A 13,709-nucleotide genomic window follows, 5' to 3' on the forward strand; every position below is an offset into this window, starting at 1 on the left:
GCAGAAAAGATGGCAGCACGAGCACGCTCGCCCTCGAATCCCGAATCCCGGCGCTACAGCGCCACGCGCATCGGCGCTTCGGTGCGCACCACCACATCCAGCGCATCGTGGCGCCAGGATTCGATGTCCAGTTCCACCGCCTGGCCGTCCTCGGCAAAGCTTACGCGCTGCAGGCGGAAGCACGGCGTGCCGGTGGTGGACTGCAACAGCGTGGCCTGCGTGGCATCCAGCCCGGCCGGATGCATCGACAGCTGCGCGCGGCTCAGGAACAGCCCCAGCTTCTGGTTGAACACCGCCGAGAGCGAGCCGGCCAGGTCGTGTTCGAGCAATCCGGGTGCCCAGGCGGCGAGCACCACGTTGGTTTCCAACAGCACCGCGCGGCGGTCGATCCAGCGCCGGCGTTGCAGCACGAAGACATCCTCGTAGCGCGACTGAAGCCTGAGCGCTGCCGCGAAGGCGGCACCGGCGGGCTGGCGGGTCGCGCTCAACAGTTCGGTACGCGGTTTGCGCCCCTGCGCGGCCACGTACTGCATGAACCCGGCGATGCTGGTGGGGTCGTAGCGCACGCGCGGGGCGCTGACGAACCAGCCACGGCGGTTCTCGCGATAGATGCGGCCCTCGGCTTCCAGTTGCTGCAGGGCCTCACGCAAGGTGATCCGGGTGCAGCCAAAGCGCTCGGCCAGCTCGCGTTCCACCGGCAGGCGGTGATCCGGGCCCCAGGCGCCGGCAGCGATCTGAGCGCTGATGGCATCGGTGATGGTGGCTTGGCGCGAGACGCTCATGCGGCGCTCGGCCGCGGGATGACACACAGCATGTGCAAGGCGATGACCAGGAACCCGAAGGCGACGATGGTAAAGAAAGAAAGCGGCCGCGAACCGGCCTTGCCTCACGGTGCGAGGATCGGCTGCGATGCGCGTTGCGCGTTCCAGCTGCGCCAACCATACACGGCCAGCGCAACGAAGCCGGCGTAGAGCAGGGCAGTGGGGTATAGCCCTTTGCTGAGGAACACGCCCACGTAGATGCAGTCGAGCGCGATCCACAACACCCAGTTGGCGATGCGCTTGCGCGCGGCCCAGACGCTGGCGACCAGGCTGAAGCTGGCCAGCGCCGCATCCAGCCACGGCAGCACCGCGTCGGTGCGATGGTGCATGTAGGCGCCCAGCGCCGCCGCGAACGCCGCGCCGATGCCCAGCGAGAGCCACAGCTCCGGTTGCGGCATGGGCAACGGGCGAATGCGCGGATCGGCGGTGCCGCGGTCCTGCCAGCGCCACCAGCCATACAGCTGGGTGAGCACATACACTCCCTGCAGCAACATGTCCGAGTACAGCTTCCACTGATAGAACAACCACGCATACAGCGCCACTGCGACGATGCCGACCGGCCAGCACCATCGGATGCGTCGGGCGGTCAGCCACACGCCCAGCAGATTGATCACGACGGCGATGGATTCGAGCAACGACATGCAATGCCTGATGGAAAGTGGACAGCGGTGGGAGAGGCGCACCCCGTGCAAACATCCTTCCCCCGCCTGCGGAGGAAGGTGCCCGAAGGGCGGATGGGGGTGGCAGACCTCAAAAATCCACCTGCACCGTCAGGCGTGCGGTTCGCGGTGCGCCGGGGAACAGGTAGGCATCGCCCTGATACTCGCCGGAATCGCGCCAGTAGCGCTTGTCGAACACGTTGTCCACGTTCACGCGCCAGGTGGTGGCCAGGCCGCCGATGGGCGCCGCATAGCGTGCCCCCAGGTTGGCGACGGCGTAGGCCGGCACGCTGGCATTGCCGAGCCGGTCGGCGAACTTGCGTCCGCTGTACTGCACTCCTGCCAGCAGCGCCAGGCCCTCCACGCCGGGGACGCGGTAGTCGGCCTGCACGCTGGCGCGCAGCTTGGGCACGTTGATGGCCTGATGCCCTTCGTAATCGGCAATGGCGGTGTCCTCGGCGCGCGCGCGGATCGCGGCGATGCTGGCGAACAGGCGCAGCTGCTCGGTCGCCGCGCCGTCGGCCGACAGTTCCAGGCCGCGGTTGTGCAGCCGGCCCTGCTGCACGAACAGCAGTCCGCCATCGGCCTGCGGCTGGGTGAACTGATAGGCCTGGCGGATGTCGAACAGCGCCGCGCCCAGGCGTACTCCTGCCAACGCGATCTTGGCGCCGGTTTCCAGCTGGTAGGCGTTGGTGGGCGGCAGGATCTCATCGGCGTTGTCGGCGAACCACGGTGCGGTGCCGCCCGCGGCCAGGCTCTTGGCGTAGCTGGCATACAGCGACACGTTCTGCTGCGGCTTGAACAGCAGCGCGGCCTGCGGCAGCACGGTGTCCTTGCGTGTGCGCCGTTCCAGCACGCCATCGCGGTCGAAGCTGCGTTCGTCCAGGCGAACCGCACGTGCGCCCAGCGACAGTTCCCAACGGGTGCCCAGACCGATGCGGTCGGCCAGCACCAGCGCGCGTTGCCGGCTGTCCAGGCGGCGTTGCTTGGGGTCCAACGGCACCTCGGTCTGCGCGAAGACGTCCGGATCGCGGTCGATGCGGCCGCTGCCGACGAATTCGTTGACCGAGCCGAAGCGATCGATGGTGCGGCGTAGCCAATCGCCGCCGATGCTGAGGCGGTGTTCCAGCACACCCGTGGTCAGCTTGCCTTCCAGGGTGGCACGCAGTTGATCGTGCACGCGGGTGTCGTCGGGGCTGCGATAGTCGTAGATGTCGTACTCGCCCTGCGCACTGAAGACGTTCGGCGTGACGATGTCGGCGCAGCCGGCCGCGCCGTAACAGCCCCAGGCGAACGCGGAGAAATCGTTGATCGCCGAGCGGCTGTGCGCCGCCTCGGCCGTGGCGCGCCAGTCGTCGTTGAACTGGTAGGCGTAGCGCAGCTGCGCGTTGAGCGTATCCATCTGCACCGGGCGCGCCCACGGCTGGTAGCCGAGCAGGCGGCGCACGTCGATGCCGCGCGGTACCTCGGTGCCGCCGAGCAGCTGATAGCCCGGCACCGAGCGTTGCTGGCGGTGCTGGTATTCCACATCGAGCTGCAGCAGCGATTGTGGATCGATCTTCCAGTCGCCGGCCAACGACAGGAAATTGCGATAGCCGTCGGCGTGCTCGACATAGCTGTCGATGTCTTCGCGCGCGGCATTCACGCGCAGGCCCAGCGCGCGCTCGGCACCGAACCAGCCGCCCAGATCGGCGGCGAGATAGCGCGAGCCCTGCTCGTCGGTTCCCACGGTCACGCTGCGGACGGGCTCGGGGCGTTTGGTGCGGTAGTCGATCAGGCCGGCCGGTTCGTTGACGCCGGACTGCAGCCCGGACAGACCCTTGAGAATCTGCACCTGCTGTTTGTTCTCCAATGCGATGGATTGTTCGCCCACCGCGCTCAGCCCGTTGATGCGGTAGCTGTTGGCCGCATTGAGCGAGTAGCCGCGCAGCACGAAGTTTTCGTAATAGCCGATCGGTGCGTACGCATCGCCGGCGGACGCCTCGGCACGCAGCACGTCGCTGAGCACGCGCGCCTGGCGATCGAGCAACTGCTGGCGGTCGATCGCGGCGATGGACGCTGGCGCATCCAGCAGGCGCGTGGATCCGAAACCGCCCAGCGCGGTGGCGGTGTCGTTGCGTTCGCCACGCACGTTGACCGCGTCCAGTTCGACTGCGGTGGTGTCGGCGGGTTGTTGCGCCAGCGCAGGTGCGCTCAGGCAGAGCGTCAGTGCGAGGGTGAGCGGGCAGCGGCAGAGCAGTGGGGGGCGTGATGCGTACATGCAAAGGACTCGAGAGAAGAGGGCGCTCATGGCGAGCGGCGCGCCCGCGCAAGCAGATGCGCGAGCAGATCCTGGCCATCGGCGCTGGCGAACCAGTCCGCATGGCCGAGCAGATAGCGGTGATAGGCGATGTCCACGTTCTCGCGCGAACGGGTGATGCCGGCGAAGTATTCGATCTCGCTCAAGGCGAAATCGGCATGCACGATCGGCAGCAGCGCCGCCAGGCACTGCAGCTGCGCGGCGCTCAACGGGCGGTGCAGGGTGTAGCCATCGAGCAAGGCATCGAGCTGGGCGAGTTCGGGCTGCGCGCGCGCACCCAGGTCCAGCTGCAACCAGGGGATGAGATTGCGTTCGATGGCGGTGGCCAGGTCGAACAGCGCGCTGCTGCGATCGCTTAGCCCGAAATCGAAGATCGCGCTGACCTCGGCGTGGCCGGCGTCGCGCTTCCAGAGCAGGTTGGAGGCGTGCCAGTCGCCGTGCGTCCACAGCGGCGGCAACGCGCCCGGCGACGACAACCGTGGCCACGCCTTGGCATGCCAGGGCAACAGGTGGGCGGCAAGATCGCGTTGCCAGGGGTAGTCGTGCAGTGCCGAGGCCAGGAAGGGGCGAGCCGGCAACGCGCGTTGCAGCGCCTGCAACGGGTCGGCCTGCGCGAACAGCCGCAGATTGGCGACCAGCACGGTGGTGGAGCGGGCCGGAGCGTCGAAGCCCTGTGCGGCATGGTGCAGCCGCGCCAGTGCCGCGCCGGCAGCGTGCGCATGGACAAGTTCGGTGAAGGGCGTCCACGACAAGGCGTCGCGATACAGGTCGCATCCGGCGCCGACACGCTGCACTTCGTAGACCCATTGCGCCTGCGCCAGCGCGGTCTGGCCGTCGGCGGTATGGAGCACCTCCACCACCGGCGCGCCGGCCCAGCCCAGATGCGCCATGAAGGCGTGTTCCTCGCGCAATGCGGCGACATTGCGCACGCTGGCATGGTGACGTTTGACGATCACCGGCCCGGTGGCGGTATCGACGCAGGCCGCAGCGGAAAACGGGCGCGCGCTGTGCCAACGCACGGTCTCGCTGGCGTCGGCCAGGGCGAACTGGCGCAGCACGCGCTGGGTCTCGTCCATCGTCAGCGCAGGCCAATCCGGCAGCGCCAGCTCCAGGCTCATGCCGTGCACCTGGTGGGGCGCGCTCACGACGCTCCCCCTGCGAGGCCGGTGACCACGCGTGAGACGTACAGTGGTATAGACCAGGCTGGGTGGGCGATCCCGCGTCGTCCGACGACCAGGCCGGCATTGCCACGGACGGCGCTGCCAGGCCGTCGTTGCCGCGCAGGCCGCATCAGGCCGTCGCGTAGCAGAAAGTGAAAAGGCAGCGGCAAACCGGAAGGTCGCTGGCTGTCATCTCGGAGATCGAGGGTGGGTGCGCCGCAGGCGGCACTGACGCAGCCGCATCGCGGCTGTCGGGCGCGCAGTATGCCCGCTCCGGGCGGCAGCCGCCATGCCGGCCCGCTGGCATGGATGCGTGGAGTTTGCAGGCAGCGCCTGCCGGCGGCTGCTGCCGCAGGTCGTGCGCGGTCGGCAGCCGGCGTTGCGCCACGCCTGGCCAAATGCGATGCGTGCGCCGACGTTCGGCCATCGCTCGCCGTTTCGTGATGGCGCCGTATCGCCCGGTCGCCGGATAATGCGCGCATGAGCCCTGTCCAGATCGCCGCCGTCGTCGTCACCTACCAGAGCGCCAGCACCATCGATGCCTGTCTGTTGCGGCTGCGCGCGGCCGAGGGCATCAGCGAGATCCGGGTGGTCGACAACGCGTCCAGCGACGACACCGTGGACGTGGTGCAACGGCATGCGTTGGCCGATCCGCGGGTGCACTTCATCGCCAATCCCGACAATCCCGGCTTCGCCACTGCCTGCAATCAGGGTGCACGCGATTCGCAGGCGCCGTGGCTGGTGTTCATCAACCCCGACCTGATGGTCGAGCCCGATACCCTGGTCCAGCTCTGCGCCCGCGCCGTCGGGCACGCCGCGGTGCTGCTGGGGGTGGAGCAGGTGGACGAACAAGGCCGGCCGGACGCGGCGGTACGACGGCGCGACCCGGACTTCGCGGCGATGTTGCGCGCGCCGCGCGCTGCTGCCCAGCTGGCGGTGCCGGCCGACCCGGGCATGCCGCTACAACGCGTGGATGCCATCTCCGGCGCATTGATGCTGATGCAGCGCAGCCTGTTCGACCGCCTGGGCGGCTGGGATGGCGGGTACCGGTTGCATGCCGAAGACCTGGACCTGTGCCGGCGCGCGCGTCAGTCCGGCGCCCTGGTCGCGGTGGCCAACGATCTGCAGGTGGTGCACGTGCGCGGGGTTTCCAGCCGGGCGCGTCCATTCTTCGTGGAATGGCACAAGCATCGCGGCTTGTGGCGGTATTTCCGCAAGTTCGAGGCAAGCCGGCGGGGCTTGCCGACCCGGTTGGGGGTCTGGTTGGCGATCTGGACCCACGCCCTCGTGCAGGTGCCTAGATTGTTACGGGCGAAATGAGTTTGCGCCGTTAAATTAGTGATAAATCCGTGATGGGGAAGCGTTCGCAACTGTGATACGTTGCGCGACGCAATGTGATCCAGCCCGTGCTTCCTGTCCCTAACGGGTCCCCCATCAGGAATCGTACACATGTCTTCAAGCAACGACCCGCAACTGCGGGTGCGTCAGTCGCATCTTGCCTTCCTGCAGTCCAGTTCGGTTAGCCGTTCCGCGTTATTGCACCGTCGCCCCTGCCGCCTGCCGATCGCGGCGGCGGTCATGCTGTCGCTGGGTGTCACCGCATCCGTGCTACCGGCCACCGCTCTTGCCGGTGCCTGGACCCAGCCGCAAGGCGACACGCTGCTGATCGTCAAGGCCTTGCACAGCGATGGCACCGGCTGGTTCGACGATGCGCACCACCGTGGCGATTTCGCCAACAATGGCCGCAGTCGCCAGGATCAGCTCAATGTCTATCTGGAGCATGGCCTGACCGACCGCTTGAGCCTGATCGGCAATTTCTATTTCACCGAGGTCGGCTTCAGCAACGACAGCAGCCGCAATGGCGTGCCGCTGCGTCAGCGCACCACCACCACCGGGTTCGCCGATCAGGAAATCGGCTTGCGTTATGCGCTGTCCGGTGCGGCGGACGATGCCTGGCGCAGCGCGGTGCAGGCCCTGGTGAGCATCCCTGCCTATGGTCGCAGCAAGACCTATCACCCGAACAACCCGGGCAGCGATCCGGCCCTGGGCCTGGGCGATTACGGCCTGGAGCTGCGCTACAGCCGCGGACGCGGCTACACGCTGGGCAGTCGCAACGGCTACGTCGACCTGAGCGGCGGCGTGCGCCTGCGCGGCAGCGCCGCCTCCGACGAAGTGCGGCTGGATGCCTCCGCCGGGCTGAGCCTGACCCCGCAGTGGCTGTTGCTGGGCGAGGCGAACGTGATCCAGGGCCTGGGCAACGGGCGCAACAACGTGGCTGTGCCGGGCCAGAGCGGTGGCGCGGGCTTCGTCGCCACCGGCACCAATTACGACCTCACCAAGCTGCAGCTGTCGGCGCTGTACACCGCGCCCGGCGGCAGCCAATGGCAGCTGGGCTACCAGCAGCCGGTGATGGGCCGCAACACCGGCGCCGCAGGCGGACCCTTCGTGGCCGCCTGGTGGCGGTTCTGAGGACGCCGCGCCCATGACGGTCACCTGCGACATGGAGACGCTGGGACGGGCGCCGGACATCGGCCGCGAACGCGGGCTGCTGGGCCGCGCGCTGGTGTCGGCGGGCGTCATCACCGATGCCCAACTGCGCGCCGCGCTGGCGCTGCAACAACGCTGGAACTCGCGCCTGGGCGATGTGATCCTGGCCCAGCGCGGCGTGCCGGCGCAGCGCTTCTACGCCATCGTGGCGGCGCACTTCGGATTGGAATTCGTCGACCTGGTGCAGCAACCGCCGGATCCGACCCTGCTGGTCGCCGGCGACCTGGACAGCTACGCCCAGCGCCTGCTGCTGCCGTGGCGGCGCGAACACGGCGTCCTGGTGCTGGCGGTCGCCGATCCCGACCCGGCGTTGTTCGCCTGGGCGCGCGCGCACTACGGCGAAGAGGTGCGCTTCGTCGGCACCGCCAAGTTCGACGTCATCTGGAGCCTGCAGCGCTATGCCGATCAGCAGCTCACCGACAACGCCCTGAACCTGCTGGCGGCGCACGCGCCCACCTATTCGGCGCGCCAGGTGGTCACGCACGGGCAGAAGGTCGCGCTGTGGGGACTGGCTGCAGTGCTGGTCGCAACATTGGCGGTGTTCCCGGTGCCGGCGTTGATCGCCATCAACGTGCTGGTGGCGCTGGGCTTTCTGGCCACCTTCGGGTTGAAGCTGCTGCTGGTGTGGTTCGGCTCGCGCCACCGCATCGACATCAAGGTCACCGAGGACGAAGTGGCCGCGCTGCGCGACGACGACCTGCCGGTCTATACCGTGCTGGTGCCGATGTACAAGGAGCCGGAAGTCCTGCCGATCCTGGCCAACGCGCTGCGCAAGCTGGATTACCCGATCAGCAAGCTCGACGTGAAGCTGGTGCTGGAGGCCGACGACTTCGAGACCATCGAAGCGGCCAAGAAGCTCGGCCTGGAAGCGTTCTTCGAAATCATCCGGGTGCCGCCCTCGCAGCCCAAGACCAAGCCCAAGGCCTGCAACTACGCGCTGCATTTCGCGCGTGGGCAGCTGCTCACCATCTACGACGCCGAAGACAAGCCCGAGCCGGATCAGCTCAAGCGCGTGGTGGCGGCGTTCCGCAAGGCCGAGCAGGATGTGGTGTGCATCCAGGCGCGGCTGAACTACTACAACGCCGACGAAAACTGGCTGACGCGGATGTTCACGCTGGAGTACACGCTCTGGTTCGACTTCTACCTGCCGGCGCTGGAATACCTGCGGATTCCGATCCCGCTGGGTGGCACCTCCAACCACTTCCGCCTGGACGTGTTGCGCCAGGTGCGCGCGTGGGATCCGTACAACGTCACCGAGGACGCCGACCTGGGCGTGCGGCTGATCCAGAACGGCTACCGCGTCAACGTGGTGAACTCCACCACCTTCGAAGAAGCCAATGTCAGCATCCCCAACTGGATCCGGCAGCGCTCGCGCTGGCTCAAGGGCTATATGCAGACCTGGCTGGTGCACATGCGCGATCCGGTGCACCTGTATCGCAGTACCGGCTTCAAGGGCTTCTGGGGGTTCCAGTTCTTCATCGGCGGCGGCTTCTTCACGGCGCTGGGCGTGCCGGTGCTGTGGGCCTTGTACGCAGTATGGATGCTCACCGGTACCAGTGCCTTCGATCGCTTCTTCCCGCCATGGCTGGGGGCGGTGTCGTTGGTCAATCTGCTGCTGGCCAATGCGTTCTTCATCTACATCACGCTGGTGGCCGCGTTCAAGCGCGACTACTTCAAGCTGGCGCCGTACGCGCTGACGGTGCCGCTCTATTGGGCGTTGCAGTCCATTGCCGCCTACAAGGGGCTCTGGCAGCTGATCCGCAATCCGTTCTACTGGGAGAAGACCACGCATGGCATCAGCAAGCATTCGGAAAACGAGCGCCGCGCCGCACTCGAAGAGTGAGCCGGCTGCGGCGCGTCGCGACAGCGGCCTGCCGGCGTTCCTGGTCGCGGTGGTGGCGCTGTCGCTGCTGAGTCAGCCATTGCTGCTGCAGTCGCTGGGCGGCGCCGCACCGGCCGCAGCGCCTGGCGTCGGCGTGCCGGCCAGCGGCCTGCTGGCGTGGGCGGTGGAGCTGGCGCTGCATCGCTGGGAACTGCCTTTCCAGGTCTGGCCGTTCCTGGCGGTGGCCGCCAACGCCTTGTTCCTGTCGCTGCTCTGGCGCGATCTGGCCGGCGTGTTCGGGCGCGGCTGGGCCAGCGGGCTGACCCTGCTGGTGGGCGGCAACCCGCTGTTCCTGCTGCCGATCGCGGCCGGCGGCAGCCAGGCGGTGGGCTTGCTGGCGTTCTACGGGCTGTGCCGCACGCTGCGCCGGCTGCAGGCGCCGGTGGAAGCCTTCACCTACCTGCGCATCGCCGGCTGGCTGTGCATTCTGCTGTGCCTGGACCTGCAGACGCTGGCGCTGTCGACGATGGTGGCACCGTGGCTGCTGCTGGTGATGCCGCCGCAGATGCTGCGCAAGGCGCCGGGGTCGTTCTACCTGGTGTGCTACCTGCCGTTCGCGTTTCTGGTCGGTATGTGGGCTTACGTCAATCTGACCGTGTTCAATGCGCCATGGCCGACGTTGTCGAGCATCGCGCAGGGTGGGCATCCGCTGCCGTTGCCGCTGGCCGCGCAGGCGGAGGACTGGCTGCCGGCGGTGCGTTGGGGCGTGGCGGCAGTGGCCTGTTACCCGGTGCTGGCGCTGGTGCTGCGCGCGCGCAGTGCCGCGCTCGCGCGGGGTGTGGTTGCCAGCACCGGTACGGTGATCTGCGCGGCGGCGCTGTCGTTTGCCTTCGGCTGGGCCGGGTTCGATGCGTTGGTGCTGCTGTGGGTACCGGCCTCGTTGCTGCTGCGTGCCCTGCAGCCGGACCAGCGCGGTCAGGCGGCCGGCCTGCTGTTGCTCGGCCTGCTGGGTGCGGCCTGGGTGCAGCCGCAGGGTTGGGGGAGCTGGCTGCGCGCCACGCCGGCCGACGAACAGGCACTGCTGCGGGGCGAGGCAGTGGTGATGGCACCGCCGGTATCGCTGCCGGTAGATCGCACGGCAACGGTGGCGGTCGAGTCGCCACAGGCCGACGCCGAGGCAGCAGGCGATGTCGGTGCCTCGACGCTGGCCGGTGCGCCGGCCACGCAAGCGCCGACGGCAGCGCCGCAGACCGTGCGGGCCACCCAGGGCGCGACCACCTGCGGGCAGGATGCGGCCGCATCCACCACCGAGCCAGCAGTCGCATGTTCAGGCGCGTTCTGACGCTCGCTGCGGTGCTGGGCGTGTGCCTGCTGGCGAATGGTTGCAATGCGGCCGCGCCGATGTGGATGGGTGCCAACGTCAAGGTCTCGGCCAACGCGCCGTGGGAAAGTCCCGCCGCCGGGCAATCGCTGCAGGCACTGGCCGCGACCGGCGCCAGCAAGGCGCTGCTGGTGGCCTTCGTGTGGCAGGCGACCCCGCAATCCAGCGACCCGGTGCTGGGCAGCGACAGCAGCCTGGAGGCCATGCGTGCCGCGCTACGCCAGAGTCATCGCGCGGGTCTGGATCCGACCTTGAAGGTGCATGTGTGGATTCCCGGTCATTGGGCCGGTGAGCTGGCTCCTGCCGATCAGGCCGCCTGGTTCGCCGCCTACCAGAAGGCGGTGTTGCCGCTGGCGCAGCTGGCCGAGGACGAACACGCCGAGGCGCTGGTGATCGGCACCGAGCTGCGCAAGCTCCAGGACGCGCCGCAATGGCCTGCGCTGGTGGCGGCGGTGCGCAAGGTCTACCGCGGCAAGCTGCTGTATGTGGCCGACGGAATGGAGCATGCCGAGGGCTTTCGCTACTGGTCGCTGTTCGATGCGGTGGGTACCAGTCTGTATCCGCGCCTGTCGGAGGCGGCCACCGCACGCACGGCGGAGATGAACGCCGCCGCGCAGCGGCTGCAGCGGCTGGGGCAGCGTGTGGGCAAGCCGGTGTGGGTGGCCGAGCTGGGCCTGCGCTCGGCGCGCGGCAGCCTGGCCGCGCCATGGGAAAGCCCGGAACAGCGAAGCGCCGCAGTGGACACGCAGCTGCAGCTGCAGGTGCTGCAACAGTGGCGCACGGTGTTGCAGACGCACGGCATCGACGGTGTGGCGCTGTGGTGCTGGTACACCGACCCCGAGGCCGGCGGCCCGGGCGATAGCGACTTCACCGTGCAGGGCAAACCGGCGCAGCAGGTGCTGGCACGCTGAGGGCGGGCCGGCGGCGATCGTCGGCGATCGTCGGCCCACTGGCATGTGCACGGCGGTTGCGCGCGGCGGCGGGCATAATCGGGCCGCATGATCATCCATTCGCTGCTCGACACCGATCTGTACAAGTTCACCATGATGCAGGCGGTGCTGCATCAGCACCCGGCCGCCCAGGTCGAGTACCGCTTCAAATGCCGCACGCCCGGGGTGGACCTGGCCCGGTTCATCGATGAGATCTCGCGCGAGATCGACGCACTGTGCCGTTTGCGCCTGTGCGAGGACGAGGTGGACTACCTGCGCGGCCTGCGCTTCATCAAGCCGGACTTCGCCGACTTCCTGGCGCTGTTCCAGCTGGATCGCAAGTATCTGCAGCTGTCGGCATCGGCTGCCCACCCCGGCGAGATCGAGCTGACCATCCGCGGGCCGTGGCTGCATACCATCCTGTTCGAAGTGCCGCTGCTGGCGATCGTCAACGAGGTGTGGTTCCGCAATACCTCCGAGCCGGATTTCGAGGAAGGCCGCTGCCGCCTGCGCGAGAAGATCGCCAGCCTGCGCAGCATGCCGGCCGGCTGCAAGATCGCCGATTACGGCACCCGGCGCCGTTACTCGCGGCATTGGCACGGCGAGCTGCTGCCGCTGCTGCGCGATGGCCTGGGCGGGCAGTTCGTGGGCACCAGCAATGTGTACTTCGCCAAGCATTACGGGCTGACCCCGCTGGGCACGATGGCGCACGAGTACCTGCAGGCGTTCCAGGCGCTGGGACCGCGGCTGCGCGATTCGCAGGTGGCCGCGCTGGAGTCGTGGGCACGCGAATACCGTGGCGATCTGGGCATTGCGCTGTCGGACGTGGTGGGGCTGGATGCCTTCCTGCGCGACTTCGATCTGTACTTCTGCAAACTGTTCGACGGCATGCGCCACGACTCGGGCGACCCGTTCGAATGGGGCGAGCGGGTGATTGCGCACCTGGAAGCCCATCGCATCGATCCCAGGACCAAGGTGCTGGTCTTCAGCGATGGCCTCAACATCGACAAGGTGATGAAGCTGTACCAGCACTTCCATGCCCGCTGCCGGCTGGCCTTCGGGGTGGGCACCAGCCTGACCAACGACCTGGGGCCGACGCCGCTGCAGATCGTGATCAAGATGGTCCGCTGCAACGGCCAGCCGGTGGCCAAGCTCAGCGATTCGCCGGGCAAGAGCATGTGCGAGGACGCCGGCTATCTGCGCTATCTGCGCGCCGTGTTCGGGCTGGCCCCGACCGCCGAACAGGCTGCCGAGCAAGGTGACTGCGCGCGGCAGTGAGCGACGCAGGTTGGCGCAATCTGCCGCTGGTGCGCAGCCGCTGTCGGGGGATGGCTGAAAAAGTGAGATGTATCTCTCAATTGGCAGTTGGCAGGCGTTAACATTGGCATCACGCTTGCATCACTTCTGGTGCATCTGTCGTATGTGGTGTCCCTCCTTCGCGAAAGCTCCCGAAATGCCAGCACCGGATCCGTTGTCGCTGTACCGCACTCGCAGCTGTTCCCGGCAATGGTCGGGATTCGTGCGTGCGATGGCCGAGGAGTTCGGCGCCGAGCTGCCCGAGCAGGATCTGGCGATGCTGATGGCCCGCATCGGCAGCCGCTTCGCGCGCGCGCACCGGTTGCTGCCGTGTGCGACGCTGGAGGAGCTGCAGCAGGCCGCCAATGCGGTCTGGGACAGCTGCGACTGGGGCCGGTGCGCAATGGACGAACAGGCCGATCACGTGCAGATCCTGCATGCCGGTGCGCCGTTGAGCGTGGTGCTGGAGGGGGCCGCATGGAGCGACGGCTTCCTGCAGGGCGTGTATGAAGGGTGGTTCCAGCAATTGGGGATGCTGGCTGGCCTGGCGGTGCAGACCGTGCCGGGCGACACCGTCGATCTGCGCCAGTTCGTACTGGCGCGAACGGCATGAGCATGTGCGATCGGGTAAGGGGAATGTGATGGCACCGAAGAACACCAGGAACGCATCCGGGCACGACGACGTGTCTGGCCTGTTCGCACGGCTGGGAACGCAAGCGGGCGAGGGGTATCACGACTTCGCGTATCCCCAGCTGCCGCCGCGCAAGCCGGGCGCGGCGGCGCCCGATGCGGCAA

11 protein-coding genes are annotated in these 13,709 nt (G+C 67.9%); 7 read left to right on the forward strand and 4 right to left on the reverse strand.

The window, feature by feature from the left end; translation table 11 throughout:
* Positions 1-53: 53 nt before the first annotated feature.
* The 4 genes from LL962_RS03265 to LL962_RS03280 form a co-directional block, all read right to left on the reverse strand.
* Entirely contained in the window at positions 54-782 is a 729-nt protein-coding gene (locus LL962_RS03265) for a UTRA domain-containing protein (RefSeq protein WP_104584992.1), read from the reverse strand.
* Between the two features lie 104 nt (positions 783-886).
* A complete protein-coding gene (gene pnuC / locus LL962_RS03270) occupies positions 887-1,462 on the reverse strand; it encodes a nicotinamide riboside transporter PnuC (protein ID WP_228315872.1) in 576 nt (191 codons plus the stop codon).
* 109 nt (positions 1,463-1,571) lie between these two features.
* Complete coding sequence (locus tag LL962_RS03275) at positions 1,572-3,770, reverse strand: TonB-dependent receptor (RefSeq protein WP_425510026.1); 2,199 nt, start codon at positions 3,768-3,770, stop codon at positions 1,572-1,574.
* Positions 3,767-4,924 carry a phosphotransferase enzyme family protein gene (locus LL962_RS03280; protein WP_228315874.1) on the reverse strand — a complete coding sequence of 386 codons (1,158 nt, stop codon included), beginning with the start codon at positions 4,922-4,924 and terminating at the stop codon, positions 3,767-3,769. Before LL962_RS03280 ends, LL962_RS03275 begins: the two co-directional genes overlap by 4 nt.
* 495 nt (positions 4,925-5,419) lie before the next feature.
* Here LL962_RS03280 and LL962_RS03285 point away from each other — a divergent pair, with 495 nt between their 5' ends.
* The 7 genes from LL962_RS03285 (at position 5,420) to bcsD (ending at position 13,527) form a co-directional block, all read left to right on the forward strand.
* Entirely contained in the window at positions 5,420-6,259 is an 840-nt protein-coding gene (locus LL962_RS03285; protein WP_228315875.1) for a glycosyltransferase family 2 protein, read from the forward strand.
* 129 nt (positions 6,260-6,388) lie between these two features.
* Positions 6,389-7,408 (forward strand): hypothetical protein, encoded by a 1,020-nt coding sequence (locus LL962_RS03290; RefSeq protein WP_228315876.1) that lies wholly within the window; start codon positions 6,389-6,391, stop codon positions 7,406-7,408.
* 13 nt (positions 7,409-7,421) lie between these two features.
* Positions 7,422-9,329: a glycosyltransferase family 2 protein gene (locus tag LL962_RS03295; protein WP_228315877.1), complete on the forward strand. Its 1,908-nt coding sequence runs from the start codon at positions 7,422-7,424 to the stop codon at positions 9,327-9,329.
* A 49-nt stretch (positions 9,330-9,378) separates the two neighbouring features.
* On the forward strand, positions 9,379-10,650 hold the full coding sequence (locus LL962_RS03300; RefSeq protein ID WP_228315899.1) for a hypothetical protein: 1,272 nt from the start codon (positions 9,379-9,381) through the stop codon (positions 10,648-10,650).
* Complete coding sequence (locus LL962_RS03305) at positions 10,632-11,600, forward strand: glycoside hydrolase family 113 (protein WP_228315878.1); 969 nt, start codon at positions 10,632-10,634, stop codon at positions 11,598-11,600. Before LL962_RS03300 ends, LL962_RS03305 begins: the two co-directional genes overlap by 19 nt.
* Before the next feature lie 87 nt (positions 11,601-11,687).
* The gene (gene pncB, locus LL962_RS03310; protein WP_228315879.1) at positions 11,688-12,896 is read left to right on the forward strand and encodes a nicotinate phosphoribosyltransferase; all 1,209 of its coding nucleotides are present in this window, start codon (positions 11,688-11,690) and stop codon (positions 12,894-12,896) included.
* A 175-nt stretch (positions 12,897-13,071) separates the two neighbouring features.
* Positions 13,072-13,527 (forward strand): cellulose biosynthesis protein BcsD, encoded by a 456-nt coding sequence (bcsD, locus tag LL962_RS03315; RefSeq protein ID WP_104584977.1) that lies wholly within the window; start codon positions 13,072-13,074, stop codon positions 13,525-13,527.
* The last annotated feature ends 182 nt before the right edge of the window (positions 13,528-13,709 follow it).

Origin of the sequence: Xanthomonas sp. NCPPB 1067, from assembly GCF_020783795.1 — a bacterium.
GTDB classification, from domain to species: domain Bacteria; phylum Pseudomonadota; class Gammaproteobacteria; order Xanthomonadales; family Xanthomonadaceae; genus Xanthomonas; species Xanthomonas melonis.